Origin of the sequence: Pseudoalteromonas sp. APC 3691 (assembly GCF_030408135.1) — a bacterium.
Taxonomy (GTDB): domain Bacteria; phylum Pseudomonadota; class Gammaproteobacteria; order Enterobacterales; family Alteromonadaceae; genus Pseudoalteromonas.
This window is the reverse complement of record NZ_JASDCB010000016.1, coordinates 1-19,043: the sequence shown is the minus strand read 5'-3', so window position 1 is coordinate 19,043 and position 19,043 is coordinate 1. Positions and strand designations below refer to the sequence as shown.

Below are 19,043 nucleotides of genomic sequence, written 5' to 3'. Positions count from 1 at the left end.
AATTAGCTGGGGAGGTTTCAATGTAAAGCTCCGCAAACCATACAGATAAAACGTACTACGCAGAAACGAAGCCGCTTTTGAGCAATCAGAGGCGGCTTTTTTGTGCGATGCACAAACTCGCAAGGGCAGCGATACGCCTAAATTTTAATTTTCGTAACCATACGTTAAATGGTCGATGGGGTAATAAAAGTGGACGAACTAGACGAGATATTAGCAAATGGCACTGACGAAGAAATTGAGGCGGCACTAGCTGGTCTTGATATTGATGGTGATACGTTGTTTGGTGGCGAAGATGGCGAAAAAGAGCCTGTAGTAGAAATCAAACAAGAAACACCAGCGCCAGAGTCAAAGCAGGAAGTAAGCGAAACACCAGCTAAAACAGACGTAGAAGGGGTGTCGTCAACCAAAGAAGGTGAAGCACCAGAAGGTTTTGTTGAAATTGACGGTAAGTATTACGTAGAAGCAACGGATATAAGCAGCAAGAACGGGCAGCACAGTTTGCCGTATGACGTACTTGTGCAAACGCGAGAGCGCGCAGCAGCAGCCGAGGCAGAACGCGAAAGACTAGCCACCGAAAAAGCAGAGCTTGAAAGCCAGTTTGCAGAGTCTAAACGTGTAGCCGAGCTACATAGCAGCCAACTTAAAGAGGCTGGAATAGATCCACGCAAACTACCAGGTGAAATGCTTAAAGATCCTGAGCTAATGGAACGCATAAAGGACGAATACCCAGAGCTAGGCGAATTAGTTAGTGAACTTGCTAATCAAATTCAGCAATACGGCACCAAAAACCAGCCGGCACCACAACAACCTACTTCACAAAATGAAGTGCAAGACGCGTTTTCTAATTCACAGCACTTAAAACAGTGGATGGAAAGTGACGTTGATAAGTGGGATATGGCAAAGGTTATTGATGACAAGCTCGCAAAAGACCCATCGTTTGCAAACAAATCTGTAGCAGAGCGATTTAAAGAAGTTGAAAAGCGCGTACAAAGCGCCTTTGGTGAACAGCACAAGCCTAAGCCAAGCAACGCAAACTCTGCACCAATCCCAAATACCCCCACTGACGTAGGCACACAAGCCAGCGATATGAGCGCTAACGCAAACTTACTGGACAAAGATGCTGCGACTATCACAGCAGAAATGGAAGGCATGACCGAAGCGCAAATTGAAGCGATGCTTGAGAGCGCGTCAGATTTTCTCTAGGAAATTAAAATGAGCACAATTACAAAAGCACAAGCGGCTAAAGCGTTTGGCGCTGCCCTGTTTACACATACACGCCGTCAAAATACGTTCGTGAACATGCTAACGGGTTCGGCACCAAAAGCGGCTAAAGCTGATATGGCCCACGGCAAAAAGCAAACTGAAAAGGGCGCGCCAGTGGTTATGATCAACGACTTGCAAAGCCAAGCCGGTGATTCGGTTGAAATGGATTTATTCCACAACCTAAGCGGTTTACCAACAATGGGCGATAAAAAACTGGAAGGCCGTGGCGAAAGCTTGAGCAAAACAGTATTTGAATTGCGTATTGACCAAGGCCGTAAGATGGTTGATAGCGGCGGTAAAATGTCGCAAAAGCGTACTAAGCACAACTTGCTTAGCACAGCTAAAACGTTGCTTGGTAACTACTACAACGACCTTAAAGATGAAGTTGCTATGTATCACCTGGCCGGTGCGCGCGGCTCATTTGCTCCTGATGACATCATCATTCCACTTGAAAACCATGAAGAATTTAAAGAAATCATGGTTAACGATGTGATGGCACCAACGTATGACCGTCACCAGTTTGGCGGTGATGCGACTAGCTTTGAAGGCATTGATGCTGCGGATATTATGACGCTTGAAAAGCTGGACGACTTAGCGCTTATTTTGGAAGAACAAGCTAATCCAATGAAGCACATTAGCTTTGAAGCTGACCAAATGGCTAACGAGTCGCCGTTCTTCTTGTTATTCGTAACACCGCGACAATGGCGTGATCTTTGGGCTTCTGCGACTGATAAAAAGTTACAAGAGCTACAATCACGCGCAATTAAACGCGGCCAAGGTTTCAATCACCCTGTATTCAAAGGTGATGTGATCATGTGGCGCAACATTCTTGTTCGTCAATATCGTAAGCCTGTACGCTTCTTTGCAGGTGATAAAGTGACTGTATCGAACAACGATAAGTTAGCGACAACTAAAATTGTTGAAGCGGGTACAACTATCGATCGTGCAATCCTGCTTGGTGGTCAAGCGCTTGCGAATGCTTACGGTAAGTCTGATTCAGGCTCGCACTTCTCTATGACTACAGAGAAAACCGACCACGGCAACGCGAACGAAACAGCTATCGTATGGATGAATGGTTGTAAGAAAGTACGTTTCTCTGACAAAACAGGTCGCGTAAACGATTACGGCACGATGGTAATTGATACGGCTGTATCTCTACAGTAAGCCCTTTATGCCGGAGTAACCCGGCTTTTCATTTTAACTTTTAATAATTGGATAAAATTATGAAAGAAACATTTTATAAAGGTGCCGCCGGTAATCTATCGCTACACCTGGTAACACTTTCGATTGCTGCTTTAGCGGCTAATGCTACAACTATTGCTTCTGAGAGCTTGCCAATCGGTACTCAAATCACTGGCGTTCGTATTATTAACGATGCGCTAGGCGCTGACACTGAGCTAACAGTTCAGGTTGTTGATCATTCAGGTGGTGAAAAGGACTTAACCGCTTTTGATACTGCAAGCGCTGGCAATGCAGGCGTATTTGTTAAGCCTGTATATATTGGCGATGAAGGTCCAAGTGATTTAGTTGTTAAAAATACGGGATCGGCTGCGGCAACCGGCGAAGTTGTACTTCAACTAGAGTACCGCTACAAAGGTTACTAAGCCTTTTAGATACACGTTTAAATCAAGCCTCGCTAATTGCGGGGCTTTTTTATTGGGGAATATCCATGAGCAATACAACGAATATCGTTTACATCGGTAAGAAGCCTTTTAAAAAAGACACCGTATGTAATACCCGCACTATTTTCAAGCAAGGCGAGCCAACGGCTGTACCGTCTGAGCTTGTTCAGCGTTTTTTAGACTTTAACCAAGTTTGGGTTGCTGAAGAAGATGCTAAAGGCTATATCGAGCGACAAAAGTTTTTAGCGGAGCAGGCCGAAAAAGAACGCATTGCACGCGAAGAAGCTGAAAAGCAAGAAGCGCTTGATGCAAGCATGTTAATCACCGTTGATGGCGAAGAAATCGACTTAGGCAAGTACAGCTCAAATCAGCTTAATACATTTGTTGAAGCGCACGACTTAACTATTGAAGGTGCTAAAAAACCAGTACCAGCATACTGCAAAAAAGTACGTGATGCGTTTCGCGCTTCTGTTGATAGCGAAAATACAGACCAGGGCGAATAATCATGGCGCAATTATCTAGCTTGATCCCGTTAGTTCGCGAACGCTGCGGGGGCGTTCTTGACCAAATGGCGAGAGACCAGCTAGGTCGCGCCTATCAAAAGTTTTGTTATGAGTCTCGTTTTTTAGCTCGCACTCAAGAAATTGAGAAAGGCGAAAGCGGGGAGCTTAACATTGATAGTGATCACGTATTTGTCAGTGTTGATTTTGTTTTAGATGCCAATGGTAACGAGCTTAAAAGCTCAGATGACTTCTTGGTGTCGTCAAATGGCACAGTAACCGTGATCAGCACATCGCCTAAAGTGCGTGTGTTTTACCATATCGCCCCGCAATTCCTTTTACCTAATGACTTTGATGCGGATAACACTATCGTTAACCGCTGGGCTGACGCTATCGCAGATGGTGCCGCGTCAACGTTGTTGATGATGCCTAATACTGCATGGACCGATCTGGCAAAGTCTGATTACTTTAAACGCCGTTTTACCGATGGCTACCGAGATGCTTTTCAAGTTGCTATCGAAGCCCTGGACGAGCAAAGACCTTCACAAACAAGAGTGTTTTACTAATGGCTATTATTACATCAAACGAAATCTTACAGCGCGTAAATAAGCTGTTAAACGATCCGGGCTACACTCGTTGGCCTAAAGACGAGCTATTAAATTATCTAAATGACGCTCAACGAGCCATTGTTTTGCGCCGTCCTGACTCTTACACCGTGGATATTGACGATTTTGCGTGTGTTGAAGGTGTTAAGCAAGCGCTCCCAGCAGATGCGCTAAAACTTATTGATGTAACACGTAACGAAAGCGGCAAAGCCATTCGCGGTCCATATAACCGACAAGTGCTCGATGATAACTATGACACATGGTACGCAGGTAAAACAGCAACCGAAGTTGAGCTTTATATCTATGACGAGCGAAACCCTAAAACATTCTACGTTTACCCTGGCGTTGTTGCTGATATTAATTTAACCCTTGTTTACTCTAAAGCGCCAGCCTCTATCACTGTTGAAGATAACGACACTGGCGAAGTGATCGCACTCGATGACATTTACGTCAACGCCATTATTGAATGGATTTTATATCGCGCGTATGCAAAAGACGCTGAATACGCAGCAGATCCAAACAAGAGTCAAATGCACATGAACGCGTTTAGAAGTCAGTTAGGTGAAAAAAACCAAGCTGATGTAGCAATGATGACACAACAAAAAGGTAACTAATATGGCTAGCTCTGGTTCTTGGTATCGCGAAGGCGAAGTGACAATTATAAATGGATCTCAAGAGGTTACAGGTACGGGCTCTAATTGGGTAAACGATCTAACTGCTATCGCTATAGGTGATTCGTTTACGGTTGACTCTGACGTTTGGTATGAAGTTGTGAGTATAGACAGTGACACTACGCTGTTTATAGATAGGCCATTCGAGGGTGAAAGCGTTACCCTTGGCAGCTACGCTATAAAAAGAAGTACTTCAGGAACGATTTTAACAAGAATTGCTGGGCAAATTGCTACGCAGTTTAATCAAAAGCAATTACTTCTTGATGAAATTAGAGAATGGCTTAATTCTGAGGGTGAAAGTGTTTCTATTACTGATAGTCATGGGAAAAAACACGATATTAAAACACCTTTCCAAATGACACTTGACGCTGCCAATGCCGCCGCTCTAGGTCGTAGCGAATGGGATGCTGCAAGAGAAGGCGTTGACACTAAAATAGCAGAAGTTAACGCGAACATATCAGCCTTATCTCGGACAGTTGAAGATATAACGGCAGTTAAATGGAGTGGTGATGGCGGTTTAGCTTGGGGTGACACTGAGGGTGTTGAAATAAAAGAATACAACGGCCATATAGATACACCTAACTTAGTTCAATATAACGTACTTCAAAGTATGGGTGATGTATTCGATACCGGCGGAACAATACTTTTAAAAATCCGAATGCCTAATGAGAAGTTGAACAGCATTCACCGCTTTGGTATTGCTGGTGGTCCGGCAACAGCTTCACGATGTTTTCATATATCTTATTATGGTGGTATGAACACCAACACCGCTAAAAACAATCACTTTGAATTTAACTACAAGGGAACAACAGCTGATCGGTTGACGTTGCTTTTACCGTATTCTGGCACTGGCGATATTATTTTGTGTGCAAGAAAACGAGCCGACGATAGCGTTGTATTTAGCTACATTGATGTGAACACGTTAGAGGTTGTTTCTGTAGAGGATGCTAATGCTAACAATGTATTCTGCCCTAATATACTTGATTTCTCGGTGGCTAATACACTTACAACACTAGGACAAAGCGAAGATCAAACAGCATCTAACGGTCAACATTCTCGCTTTTACGGTGGCTTGCATAGCATGTTTATATACCCAACCACTTTAGGTGACGAGGACTTATTAAGCGTAGCTAAGGGCGCTGAGATTAGCGACTTCTTAGGAACGTCCGCTCAAATGGCTCGACAATTTAACCATACTTTGGCTAACGGTGATAGTGTCCCGCTCGCTCCTGGCTACACAGATCTTGTTGATTCAATGCCAGCTATCATTATCGGGGCTCCGGTATTCCCTGGCAACAAGATTGCAAGACAGTCTGAAAATAGTTGGATATTAAACTCGCCAATACATGATGGTGATGTATTCGCTGCCCCTTATGGTAATAAACATCCAATAATTCAAGTTGTGGGCAAGTGCCACACAAGCGTTACAAGCGTTAAAGCCCGCCTTGTTAGTCCGATAGGGTATTCTGACTGGGTGTTTATGAGCGTGGATAACGGTACGTTTAGTGGTGAGATAATAACACCGGTACAGTCTGAGTGGCTGAATATAGAAGTTGCGGACGGAAGCGGGGCGATAAAGCATAGAATGCCTAAACGTATTGGTGCTGGCTATGTGGTATTTGCGCCTAATCAATCTCAATTTAGAATTATGAGTACGTCAGACTCAGAAGCTGATGTTGCAACACTTAACGCAGGCGTTAAAGCGTCAATGATGATTGATGTTGATCCTAACTACGCAGGCAAGTGGAGAACGTTTGTTTATGAGAATGGCAATCCTATTCCAGACGGTATAGCCGCATTCTTTAATTACCTTGGGGTAAAACTTAACGCACCAATACTAATGCTAAACAATGCTCAATCAGGCACAGGTGTTACGCAATGGCTGGTTGACGCTGATCCTGGTAGACGTTGGTCGGATACAGAAGATTGTATGGCTCAAAAACGTGGCAATAGAATAAGCTCGATTTTATGGGTTTGGCACACAAACGAACAGGTATTGGGTTATGACTATACCAAGCTGTTTGATGCGCTCTTATTTAACACTGGCGATTACAAGTCGGATGACGGGCATCATTTTGGTAACTTATTTCAAAACGGCTATGGCTTTGTCGTTATGCCAGCAACAAGGGCCACTACGTCAGATCAGGGTCCTTATGATTATGATTACGGTGATTCAGGCCAGTACGTTGACGCATGTCGTAAAGTACAACGCTCATTCTGTGATCTTCATGAATTTGCTACAGCAGGACCAGAGACAGTTGATATGGCTATCCGTGACAATGGGTATGGTGGACCACATGAAGACAGAGATATATCAGAAGGTACGTGGAGACTAGGTTACCGGTGTGGTATTGGTGTAGCAAGAGGTTTAGGCTTCGATACGTCAAAAGACCCATACATACAAGGCGTTAGTGTGAATGCGTCAAGAACAACACTAACTGTTGCCGTTAGCCTTCCGAACGCAGGCACAGGGCTTAGAACTGATGGTTTTGATTCTGACGTTTATGGCTTTGAAATATCAGAAGATGCGGGCGGAACTTGGACTCGCTCAGGTTTTGTTGCTTCAATCATTAACTCTGAACTTAAAATAAACAAAAGTGAAGATGCTTGGGCTGAGGGCGCATTAGTTCGATACTGTTACGGTGGACCGCTTAGTTACGGCGCAGCGGTTGAACCAAACGCACCTTACAAGCATATTCTTTACGATGGTTCTGAGTATGAGGGTGGGTTAGGTCTCCCGCTGATGCCTATGGATGAAGTTATTTTTTAGCCTGAAAATCAATTGGTTGCGGGCTTTGATCTGCAACTTTTTTAGGAGTTTAATTGTGCCGGTTATTACTATAAAAACATTTGGCGGTGAAATTCCAAAACTAGATCCGCGCCTACTACCCAACGAAGCGGCAACAAAAGCGTTTGGTTGTCACTTTGATAATGGAAATTTATCACCATTAAAAGAGCATTTAGAAATAGCCGCCCCTGTGCCCGATGATACTAAAACAATATATTTACATGAAAATGAATATTGGTTCTCTTGGAGTGTTGATGTTAACGCAGTGGCAAGTCCGGTAGCTAGCGATCCATGGAGTCGCGTTTATTTTACTGGTGACGGATACCCAAAAGTAACTAATAACACGATCTTTCAAGGAACTAACATGCCAGCCAGTGCCTACAAGCTAGGCATTCAAGCGCCAGAAGTGCCAATAATAGGAGTGGTAAGCGAATCGGCGCCTGAAGATGAAGATTTAAGAGCAGATCCTAACGATGATGAAACAAGATATTACACACATACATTTGTTACTGAGCAAGGTGAGGAAGGCCCGCCAGGTGAAGCGTCAAACGCAATTGAAATAAAGTACCCTGATGAAGAAGGTACTTTTGTGACACTTTCATTTTCACCGCCAAACACAAACAGCTCAAACATAACTAGCCGTAGAATATACAGAACAGCCACAGGTGGAGGTGTTGCGGATTATCTTTTTGTTGCGGAGATATTAATATCGCAAGATTTATTTGTTGACGACTTTAATACAAGTGAGCTTGGCGCGTCACTTGATACATACGACTACGAAATGCCTAACGAGAATATGATAGGGCTAACAACAATGGCTAACGGTATTTTAGCTGGTTTCTTTGATAGTACAGTTTGCTTTAGTGAGGCTTACTTGCCTTACGCTTGGCCGACTGGCTACCAACAAACAACAGAACATGAAATAGTTACCGTTAAGGCGCTTGGGAATACGCTTGCTGTGCTAACAAAAGGGTATCCGTATTTATTTAGCGGGATAACACCTAGCTCTATGACAGGCCAAAAGCTTGAATTTACACAGTCATGTTCCAGTAAGCGGTCTGCGGTAATAATTGAAGGGGCCATTATATATGCTAGCCCTGATGGTTTGGTGTCTTTATCAACAAACGGAATGCAAATTCTAACCAGTAGTGTGATCACTAAAGAGCAATGGAAATATTTTAAACCAGAAACAATAGAAGCTTATCACCAAGAGGGTAAGTACCTTGCTTTTTATGGTGAAGATTTGAATAAAGGGTTTATATTCAATCCGAAAACGGGTGACTTTAGGCATTTTACAAACACGGCCAAATATGGATTTAATAACCTAGAGGACGATAATCTCTATATTGGTAGTGGCGGAGCAGTGTTTCGGTGGGAGGGAGGTATCGAGCCGGTAAGTTACGAGTGGCGTTCAAAAGAGTATCAATCAAACGATTTTAGCTTTTCTTGCGCGTTAGTTCGAGGTGTTAATCTAGATAAGTGCGGACTCATTGTTTACGCAGATAACGAAGCCGTTTTAAATATTGGTATTGGTGATATGCCGAGCGCGGCATTTAGATTGCCGCAGGCAAGAGGGGATTCTTGGGCCGTTGAGATTTTTGGGAAAGGAGTTATTCATACCGTCACTTTATCTACGACAATGAGAGAGGTTGTTTCTTAATGGCTACATCAAAGAGTGGGTTCCCAGGCATAAGCAGAAATTCCAGCCAAACACCAAGCGAAAGCGCTATAACTGAAAATATCGAAATACTAACCGGTCAAAGGGGAGATTTAGGGAACAGGGCTTTACTCTACAAGGATTTGATTAACCTTGATGAAATGAAAAGGCAGGCATTAATCAACAATGCCCGAAGTGGCGGCAATAATGGCAGCTTGCCCATAACCACAACAGGAGGTATTGAGGCCCCACATAAACCTTTAGGTGTTGTTGGTGTTGGTGGGTTTACATTTATAGCAATACGATGGGACAGCCCTACGTATAGAGGACACGCTTACGCAGAGATCTGGAGGTCTGAGGGTAATATTTTTTCTGACGCGACTCTTATTGCTACTGAGGTAACTGATATTTTTAGCGACACAGTAAATATGGGCTCGGCTTTTTACTATTGGGTTAGGTTCGTTAACGTAGCAGATATGAAAGGGCCAATACATGCTACAAGTGCTGTGTTTGCAGAAACGCAGGATTCAGCGGAGGAAATACTTAATAAGCTAGGTGGAAAAATAGAAAAAAGCCACTTAGGCGAGTTTTTAACTAGCGACATAGAAAAAATATCATTTGTTGAGGACACTCTTAGGGATATAGATTTGGAGAGTATAAGCGAGCTGTCAGATCGCTACATTATTGATATTGGCAATATAAACGACAATATTGCAAGGCTTGATGGCGAAGTGGAGGATGCGCAGCAATACGCAGACGAAGCAAGGGAGGGCTTAGAGGTTATAAGCTATGAAACCGAATCCATAGCAAGGCAGATTATAAACGCGGCCCTGGTTGGTGATGAAAATTGGAGAAACAACACACAAAAACTAATTGATTTTGAGTCGAGTGTTGAAGGAATTAATGCGCGAATAACTGCGGAGTTCCTAACAAAGACAGAGGCTAACGAAGCTATAGCCGCTGCCGCTGAAACCATAAAGGTTTTGATTGAAGAGAATGGCATTGCCTTAACAAGCGATATTGAGAATACGTACTACACAAAAGCGACAGCCGATAGCGCCATATCAATAGCCACTAATGAGCTGAAATCAGCAATTGAAGATACTAATGGTGGTAGTGTTGGTGCTTTGCTATTTAATGATTATTTAACCACCGTTGAAACAAACGAAGCAATCTCTGCCCATGGAACTCAGTTAAAATCAATAATAGAAGATCCTGACGGTAACAGTATTGGCGCAAACTTAATTACAAATTACTACACAAAAGCGGGTGTTGATGATGCGGTAACTCAATTAAGCGAATCGCTAGGCACCACTATAGAGGGTGTTAGCTCGTCACTTACTAATAACTACATGACGACTGTAGACACAAACGCAGCGATAGCTTCAGCGGCGCAATTGCTAAAAAGTACAATAGAAAACCCGGAGGGTGATAGTTTAGGATCTTTTGTTTTTAATGAGATATATACAAAATCTGACGTAGACAGCGCCATATCCTCAACGGTTGAGCAGTTAAATAGCTCTTACTCAAATATAAATAATGCTATTATAGAGAATGCGTTAGCAAACGACATTAGCAATCAGCAAAGAATTGAGTCGGAGGCAAATATACTGCAGCAGCAGACGGCTATATCGGATGGCGTATCAGCGCTAGCGAAAACAATAACAAAAATAAGCACGGAATTTAACGATAGTAGCGCATCAATAACACAACTAAGATCTGCGTTTGCCAGTGAGACAGAAGCCACCACACAAAAAACAGATCAGCTTTTATCTAAAATAAATGAGAACCAGGCTTTTTTAGAGAGTGCATACCTTACCGAGATTGATACTAATTTCGCCATATCAGCAGCAGAAACTAGACTTCAAGGTGTGGTGGATGATGTTTCTTCTAACATAACCGTTAATTACGTAACAAAAACATTGTTAAGAGATAGTATCTCAGAAGCTAATTTATTGCTTGAGTCAAAAGTAAGTCACGATAGAGAGGCTATATTACAACAAAGCTACTTAACAAAGGTAGATACAGAGTCGGCTATAACCGCCTCAACGCAAGCACTAAAAAGTGAAATAGAAGATCCTGACGGTAACAGCATTGGCGCAATACTGATTAACGACTATCAGACAAAGGCAGATAGCGACTCATCACAAGCAAGCCTCACTCAAAGGTTAAGGTCTGAGTATGAGCAGGGGCCATACGCAGTTATAGAAAACGCGTTAGCAAACGACTTGAACATTGAGCGAAGGTTAGCGATTGAAGCCGATTTACTTATAACTAAAGAGGTGCTTACAGACGAGCAGAAATCCACAGCCAAACAGTTGTTTATTTTAAATACAAGCTTTAATGATAGTAGGGCAACAATAGCTAGATTAGAGGAAACATTTAGCGATGCTGAAACGTCAACAGCTCAGATTATAGAAGGTATAAGCGCATCCATAAAATCAGCAAATGACGATTTTAAAACTTTTAAGTCCGATATTGAAAATAACTATTACACAAAGGCAACAGCCGACAGCGCCAGAACAGCCTCAATAAACACCCTAAGATCTATTATTGAAGATGAGAACGGAGATAGTGTAGGGGCTACACTTCAGGTCATTGGTAATACAGTTGTAAGTAACGATCAAAAATTTGAAGCTATGTGGGGAGTTAATACTAGCGTTAACGGTATTGAGAGTAGCTTTGGTCTTATCAATGATGGTGCCGATCCTTTATTTGCAATTAAGGGAGCAAAGTTCGCAATTATAAATGAGAGCGGGGATGATTTAACGCCAGTATTCGCGGTGTCAGATGGTAAGACAGTTATTAATACTGCAATTATTGACGAGGCATTTATAAAAAGCCTTGTTACTGACGATTTGCTTGCCAATAGATTGCTTGTTAGCTCAAGACTGACAACACCATCAATTAACTACAACCCAAGCAACGGCGCTCGCAGCAGTAACTTTTCGATTGACCCGAACGGGAACATGCTTGCTAAAAGCGCCACGCTTCAATCTGTAACCATTAAAGATAATAACGGCAACGTTGTAATGTCATCCACCGGCGCAATACCTTCATCCAAAGTGACCGGGCTAGGCGATTTAGCTTCTAAAGACTCGCTTGGCTACAACGAGCTTAGCGGTAGGCCAAACCTGGGAACTTTCGCGTTTTTAAGTAGTTTAGGTTATTCAGACTTGAGCGGCAGACCCACACTTGGAAGTCTAGCCTCTAAAAATTCATTGTCTTACAACGAAGTGACAGGAAAGCCGAGCTTGGGCTCACTAGCTTACTTAAACTCGCTCGCTTACAACAGCATAACTGGCAAGCCTTCACTTGGGCCATTCGCAGGACTTAGTAAAATATTGAGCTCAAATGTAACTACCTACATTGCCAATGGCGCTATTGGTAGCGCGCAAATAGATACGGCGTATATCAACTCGCTGTTTGGGCAGAATGCGAGCTTTTACGGCACCGTATATGCTCAAAATCTTGAAGGTGATGTATATGATGTGCTTATAAAAGAGGGTATTTCTCTTTCGATAAATAGCAGCGGAGACACTATTGTTTCATTTAGCATTTCACCTGAACCATTTGCAAGAAAGGTAGAGATAACCGGCATAAAATGCAGTGGTTACGCGGCTTATGAAGGCGGCCCCATATACGGAACCGTTGACTTTTATCGAAGCGGGTCAAGCTCGATAGTATCAAGAAAAAAGGCATCAGCGGGTGAGGAATTTAGTAACTTTATCCACGACATACCAGCAAATACATCAAGAACATATACAGCAAAATTAAATCAGTCTACATCTTATAGGGATGGGTTCCCTACTGTGGGTGGAGATATACGATGCTCTGTGTTTAAAAAGGCGAGCTCAATTTCATAATGGATAAACCCCCCAATATAGGTTAGTATTTCTACACAATGGAAAAGTCTTATCTGCAATGCGTATCATGGGATAAACACCGTGATCGGCTTAAAGAGCCAATAACTCGAATAGGCAACATTGCAAACGACCCGCACCTATACCAAGAAATCAATAAAGCCTGCTCAAACGAGTGGGCTTTTTTGTTTTTGGTGCCGGATGGTTTTTTTATTTTGCGTCCTCGCCATATTGAAAACCAAACCTTTATCGAAATAACTGTAGCGTCTTGCCACGGCGGGAATGCTACGCAGCGTTACCTACATCACATCATTAGGCTTGCTAAGTGCGGCAAGGCTCAATTTATCGAATTTGCAACCGCTAGACGCGGGTTTAACAAAGTAGCTCCCTCACATGGCTGGGCTCACGCTGGCGTGCGTGATGATTTAACCGTGTGGCGACACTTTTTAGGGGATTAACATTCATGGGTAAGTCCAACGAAGTCAAAGAAACAGAGTACGAAAAAGAGCTTGCCAAAGTATACGGCGAAGAATGGGCTTACTACCAAGAAAGCATCGTGCCGTTTGAAAACCAAGTTATTGACGAAGCAAAGCAAGCCAATGACGCAAGCGTTTACGATGACATAGCCGAGAATACAAATCTTGGTTATAAAAAATCCTTTTCAGATGCCAGCAATAACGCACTTTCAAGTATGGAAGCGAACGGCATAAACCCAAATAGCGGCAAGTTCAAAAACGTTGTTAGTGATATGGCCGACAACGAAGCGTCAGTAACAAGCGATGCAAAATCACGTTCACAAGTTGCGGGGCAGGAGCGCTACACAGGCAAGATGGCAAATGTAATGGCTATGGGGCAAGGGCAGTCACAGGAAGCGACAGCAACGCTAAGCGATATAGCCGGCAGCTCACAACGAAAAGCGTTTAACGATGCAAGCAATAGCAGACAACAAAGTGACTCTATTTTAGGTGCGGCTGGCGCAGTTGCAGGTGCGGCAGGTAGTTATTACAACAACTTGCCAGCGGATACCGGCCTTGCTGATATGGATAACGTGATCACTGGCACGCCAAATAACGACCCTAACAACTGGACTACATAGGAGAGATCTATGGAAGATGATTTTGATTACGATATTTACAGTGTTGATAGCTCAAGCATTAGAACCGATAAATATCAAAACGCCTTAGCCGATCTAACTCGCCAGCAATTTGAAGATTATAAAACGCGCTTCTTGCCGGTCCAGGAGGAATTGTTTGGCCTAGCGACAAGCGACAAGTTGCTAAATGAACAGATGGCGCGCAATGAAAAAAATATAAGCACTTCTTTCAATCAATCGAAAGTGGCCGAGTCGCAACGCTTGGGGCGATACGGTTTAACGCCAGATGAAACAAAGCAAAGCAGCGCCAATACAGGTTTATTAAAAAGCCTTACAACGGCCTCTGTAAATAACGAAACACGCGAGTCAGTAGATGATTTGCAAAACTCAATTCTAACGGGGCAAGGCGGCGCGCCTAAGTCTCTAGCTGATATAGGTGGTAAATAATGGCTTATTCAATCCTGCAAGCAGGTCAAAGCACAAAAGATAAGGCTACAGGCTCGCTTAAATCTCTATCTGATATGGAACAAAACCGCGATATGACTAACGAAAACCTAAAGCAGCAGCAAAAAAGCGCACAACTTAGTGGCGCTGGTTCAGGTGCAATGATTGGGACAATGATTATGCCTGGCTGGGGAACAGCTATTGGTGCGGCGGTTGGTTTAGTTGCGGGTTCACTTTAAGGGGTAATGTATGGCAGGCGCATTTGTAGACGGGGCGTTAAAGGGCTTTGAAATGATGGAGCGCCATCAAGCACGCAAGGACAATAAAGCTCGCCTTGCTGATATGGATAAGCGAAACGATCAGCGTTATCAAGACGGGTTAGACAGACAAGCTCAGCTTGATAATGAGCGCGTTCAAAACCGCAAGCAGGACGTTAAGTTTCGTGAAAACCAAGCTAATCAAAATAGTGAATATCGCAATAAAACACTAGAAGCTAACCAGCAACAAAGGCAGTGGGAGCAAAACTATAAAACGCAACAAGATATATGGGAAAAAGACCAGCCAGCAATACCTTTAGCGTGGCAGTCATTCAGAGAAACAGGCCGGATACCGGAAGATTTAAACGATGTGCTTTCGCGCAACAAAGGCATGGACCCGCGTACTTACATGAAACCTGAATATCGTGAAGCGGTAAAAGGATTAAGCACAAAGCTTGATACCGTTATTAAAAGTGGAAATATGGCACAAGCCAACTCCCCTGAAACCATCAAGCTATTTGATGGCGTGTTTGGCGACAAAATAAAAGCGTCCATTGGCCAGTATGACGAAGCTGTAAAGTCAAAAATTGCTAATGTTGAGTTTGCTGGTTTTGTGCCGGCAGAACGTGAAGATGGGAGCGTAGCCCTGGCGTTACAAGTTACCTATGAAAATGGCTCAAAAAAAGTAAAGCCAATGACTAAGGGCCGAACGTCAGAGGGCGATGATCCTGTAATGACCTATACGCCTAAAGAGTTGGTTAGCACCATCAAAACACGCGCAATGATGGCAGATATGATAGAGCGCCCTGAATACTGGGACAAAATGGGGACCGAAGTTGCTGCAAACTTTGGAAGAAGAAGCGTACAGCAAAAAGAAGCCCCTCAAGAGTCCGAGTACCGAAAGGCAAGGGTAAAAATAATCGAGGACGAATCTAGTGCGCTTGCTGAAATAGAATACAACTATGGAAAACCTGAAAAAGACTCAAGTGAAGAAGCGGATAAAAAGGAAGCGATAGCGGCAGTTAGGAGCCAATTTGAGCAGCGCAAGAATAAGCTAGGTGAGATATATGGCAAAAAAGCCATAGAAGAACCGCCAGAGGCAGGAAATGGAAAAAATAAAGCTAAATATATAAGCAAGATAGATGGTGTCGATGCAAGCGGTGTTATCAATAAATTTATGGAAGTCAACAAAAATCTTACTGAACAACAAGCTACGCAAATAGCTATCCAACAAGGGTACTTATCAAATGGCCAATAAAATATTAGACCCATTTACTAATAAAGAAATTGAATTTATCGATCCCTTTGCAAAGCCAGAAGCTGAAGGAGGTATGTCTGCAGCACTAGGGGCAGGTGTTGATAAGTTACAAGAGATTGGGTACCGAGCCGTTAAGGGCTTTACTGACGTTGGAGTGCCAGAGGAAGAACAAACGGGTGCTATAGGTCGTGCAATAGGTCAAGGCGGAGCGTTATCGCAGTGGGCTCAAGAAGGCATTGATCGTAACGTTAAAGAGCAAGAGCAGTACGAGCCGACAGTAAAATCATATAAGGACATTGAAAGCCTCAGCGATTTAGGTAGCTACACAGGCGAACTAGTTGCGGGCTCACTGCCCTACATGGCGGGTGCGGCTACCGGTGTTGGTGCGTTTGGTATGGCGGGCGGCTTAGCTAACGAAGCTTACGAGAAACAACCAGAAGGCGAAAAAGACGAAGTTAAAGCGGTTGCGTCCGGTGCCGGGCAAATGTTACTTGAGCGTTTAGGTATCAAAGTTAGCATGGGCCAACTTGGTAAAGACATTTTAAAAGATGGCGTAGTCGAAACGGCTAAACGCATGGGCCGTGGTGAGCTGGTCGAAGCGGTACGCGATCCAACCTTTGCTAAGCGCATACTGAAAGGCGCAGGCGCAGAGGGTTTAACTGAGACAGGGCAAGAAGCACTAGCGCAATGGGGTGCTGGCAAAAGCGTTGATGAATTTGAAGGGCTAGACGAAGCCTTTGTTGGTGGCCTCTTGGTTGGTGGCGTTATGCGTACCGGCTCAGAAACGGCGCAAAAGGTTATGGGATACCAACAAAAATCAGCAGAAGCCGTTAAGGAAGGTGTTGATCAGCTTGTAGAAGCAGGCGCAGCACCAGAAGAAGCCATTGAAACAGTTAAAAAGCAGCAATACGACTCAGCCATTAAGCAAGGTTTTACAGAGGTTGAAGCGTCCGCAATAGTCGCCCGTACAATGAAAGAAAAATTCGGCATTGATGATCCTTTGTTTACAGCCGCAGCCCAACAAAATCAGCCGGGATCACAAGAAACAGAGCAAGCGCAAACAATACCAGAAGATACCGAAACGCCTGTATTTAAAAATGATGATATTGATTACGATGCGCCAACAGCCGCAAGACAAGCAGGCTTTGACCAGACAGCAAAAGCAGCCGGCCAGTATGGTGATATGCTTACAAGCCCAGCGCAACAGTCGCTAAGAGACTTAGAAGCAGGCAACAACGCACCTACTGTAGACGAGCGAGTAAAAGCGGCAGCGTTTGACAAGTCACCAACGCCAGAGGATCGCTTTAGTCCTATTAAATACCAACACGAAGGCGAGTTATTAGGCCCTGATGCGGAAAACGCGCAAGGGATAGACAATGCACCAATAGACGGCCAAGTAGTGCCAGAGCAAGGCAAGCTCCCAACGACAGAGCAAACTAAAAACCGTGAAATGCGCGAGCAAGCACAAGCTGATCTTGAGTCACAGCCTAAAGGTATTGATCAAAAGGATATTATTTTTGGTGAAGATGGCCGACCAAAACAGCGAGCAGCAGAGCAGATCAAACAAGCCGGTAAAGACTCGCAAAATTTATTACCTCAAAAAGATATTGTTTTTGCAGGCAATGAAAGCGGTGTAAACGTTGCTAAAAGTGGCGAACCGTTCAAGACTAAGCGCGATGCGCTACTGAGTAAAGAAGCGCGAGCAGCACGCAGAGCCGGCCACAAAACAAAAGCGGTAAGTTTTGATAATGGTTTTGGCTGGACGATTAAAGGCGATGATGGCACAAAGCAAGATTTAGAACAGGCAGCAGCGGAGCAAAGCCCTGAAACTGATACGGTTGCGCAAAATGAACAGGGCGATCAAGCGCAACCAGCCCAACAAGAAAGTGAAGCTTTATCTTTAAACGTTGATGCGGCACCAGGTAAAGATGAAGATGATAAAAACATAGCAGGTGAAATGCTTGATGATGAGTGGCAATCTTTTACAAAGGAGAGCGGCACCAAAAATATACCGCGTTCAGAAATGCCACAGATCAAAGCTGAAAATCGCGGAGCCATGGTCAATTTTATGAAAGCGCGTGATATTGGAAATGAAAAAGATGAGGTGCAAGCAAGCTCATTAAAACCAACGCAGCAAGAATTTTCACCAGCCAAAGTTAAAAAGGCAATGGAATTTGAGGGCGGCAATCGCTCTATATTGGTATCGAATGACGGATATGTACTCGACGGACATCACCAGTGGCTAGCCGCCCGCGAAAAAGGCGAGCCAGTAAAAGTGATCCGCTTAAATGCGCCTATTGAACAACTAGTGCCATTGGCTAAAGAAATGCCCAGCACTGAAACGCAGGATAGCCAGACTGTTACGAATGAACAAATTGAAGTTAAAAATGAACAAAACAGTGTTATTCCAGAGCAAAAACTTGAAAATAGTGAACAAGACGCTGTTAATCCTGAACAATCAGCCGAGCTACCACCAATACTAAAAACCACTAAACGCAAATGGTTACAGAGCCAAGCCAAAGAGCAGGGCCTTAAAAAAGGCTCGCCTGGCTTTGATGTTGCCATGGCTAAAATAGAAGAAGGTTATGAACCAGCCATTGATAAAGCCCTAGCTGAATCATCGTTTGAAACGTATCAAGAGTTTAATAGTGATACACCAGAAAGTATTAACCGACAAGCGTACAGCGAACTGCGTAAAGAATTTGGCATTGATGATACGTTTCAAGTAGAAGAAACGGCAGCAGAACCAGAAAGCACAGAGCAAGACAACGGCCCTGATATGTTTGGTGATAGCGAGCCCCCTCTATTTAACCAAGATCCTACAGCTCAATCCAACAATCCGGAAATTCCAGATAGTTCAAATCAGCAAATTAAAAAAACAGAGCCGCCTAAGAGCTGTCTCTTATACACAAATCCCTGCTAAGAAATTAGCGGGGATTTTTTTGAACTAAATCTCAATGTCATGATCAGATCTTCAAATCTTGTTTGAGGGCACATTATGATTAACGAACATACTCATTGG

General features: G+C 43.6%; 15 protein-coding genes. All 15 read left to right on the top strand.

Translation table 11 applies throughout. The annotated features are described in order from the left end of the window. Positions 1–189: 189 nt before the first annotated feature. Entirely contained in the window at positions 190–1,203 is a 1,014-nt protein-coding gene (locus QL998_RS07245) for a hypothetical protein (protein ID WP_290192415.1), read from the top strand. Positions 1,204–1,212: 9 nt separating this feature from the next. Continuing rightward, the gene (locus QL998_RS07240) at positions 1,213–2,427 is read left to right on the top strand and encodes a N4-gp56 family major capsid protein (protein WP_290192414.1); all 1,215 of its coding nucleotides are present in this window, start codon (positions 1,213–1,215) and stop codon (positions 2,425–2,427) included. A 59-nt stretch (positions 2,428–2,486) separates the two neighbouring features. Further along, positions 2,487–2,867: a hypothetical protein gene (locus QL998_RS07235; RefSeq protein ID WP_290192413.1), complete on the top strand. Its 381-nt coding sequence runs from the start codon at positions 2,487–2,489 to the stop codon at positions 2,865–2,867. A gap of 65 nt (positions 2,868–2,932) precedes the next feature. After that, positions 2,933–3,388, top strand: a complete 456-nt coding sequence (locus tag QL998_RS07230; protein ID WP_290192412.1) for a hypothetical protein — start codon at positions 2,933–2,935, stop codon at positions 3,386–3,388. Positions 3,389–3,390: 2 nt separating this feature from the next. After that, positions 3,391–3,951, top strand: coding sequence for a hypothetical protein (locus QL998_RS07225; protein ID WP_290192411.1), 561 nt, complete (start codon positions 3,391–3,393; stop codon positions 3,949–3,951). Next, the gene (locus QL998_RS07220) at positions 3,951–4,604 is read left to right on the top strand and encodes a DUF6682 family protein (RefSeq protein WP_290192410.1); all 654 of its coding nucleotides are present in this window, start codon (positions 3,951–3,953) and stop codon (positions 4,602–4,604) included. Before QL998_RS07225 ends, QL998_RS07220 begins: the two co-directional genes overlap by 1 nt. A 1-nt stretch (position 4,605) precedes the next feature. After that, positions 4,606–7,431, top strand: coding sequence for a hypothetical protein (locus QL998_RS07215; RefSeq protein WP_290192409.1), 2,826 nt, complete (start codon positions 4,606–4,608; stop codon positions 7,429–7,431). 55 nt (positions 7,432–7,486) lie between these two features. Then, complete coding sequence (locus QL998_RS07210; protein WP_290192408.1) at positions 7,487–9,109, top strand: hypothetical protein; 1,623 nt, start codon at positions 7,487–7,489, stop codon at positions 9,107–9,109. Continuing rightward, positions 9,109–12,972: a hypothetical protein gene (locus QL998_RS07205; protein ID WP_290192407.1), complete on the top strand. Its 3,864-nt coding sequence runs from the start codon at positions 9,109–9,111 to the stop codon at positions 12,970–12,972. The genes QL998_RS07210 and QL998_RS07205 overlap by 1 nt, the downstream gene beginning before the upstream one ends. Before the next feature lie 38 nt (positions 12,973–13,010). Beyond that, the gene (locus QL998_RS07200) at positions 13,011–13,427 is read left to right on the top strand and encodes a hypothetical protein (protein ID WP_290192406.1); all 417 of its coding nucleotides are present in this window, start codon (positions 13,011–13,013) and stop codon (positions 13,425–13,427) included. A gap of 5 nt (positions 13,428–13,432) precedes the next feature. Next, complete coding sequence (locus tag QL998_RS07195) at positions 13,433–14,065, top strand: hypothetical protein (protein ID WP_290192405.1); 633 nt, start codon at positions 13,433–13,435, stop codon at positions 14,063–14,065. Positions 14,066–14,074: 9 nt separating this feature from the next. Next, a complete protein-coding gene (locus QL998_RS07190; RefSeq protein WP_290192404.1) occupies positions 14,075–14,509 on the top strand; it encodes a hypothetical protein in 435 nt (144 codons plus the stop codon). Then, the gene (locus tag QL998_RS07185; RefSeq protein WP_290192403.1) at positions 14,509–14,745 is read left to right on the top strand and encodes a hypothetical protein; all 237 of its coding nucleotides are present in this window, start codon (positions 14,509–14,511) and stop codon (positions 14,743–14,745) included. Before QL998_RS07190 ends, QL998_RS07185 begins: the two co-directional genes overlap by 1 nt. A 10-nt stretch (positions 14,746–14,755) precedes the next feature. Beyond that, complete coding sequence (locus tag QL998_RS07180; protein WP_290192402.1) at positions 14,756–16,021, top strand: hypothetical protein; 1,266 nt, start codon at positions 14,756–14,758, stop codon at positions 16,019–16,021. Continuing rightward, the gene (locus QL998_RS07175) at positions 16,011–18,944 is read left to right on the top strand and encodes a hypothetical protein (protein WP_290192401.1); all 2,934 of its coding nucleotides are present in this window, start codon (positions 16,011–16,013) and stop codon (positions 18,942–18,944) included. The genes QL998_RS07180 and QL998_RS07175 overlap by 11 nt, the downstream gene beginning before the upstream one ends. Positions 18,945–19,043: the final 99 nt, after the last annotated feature.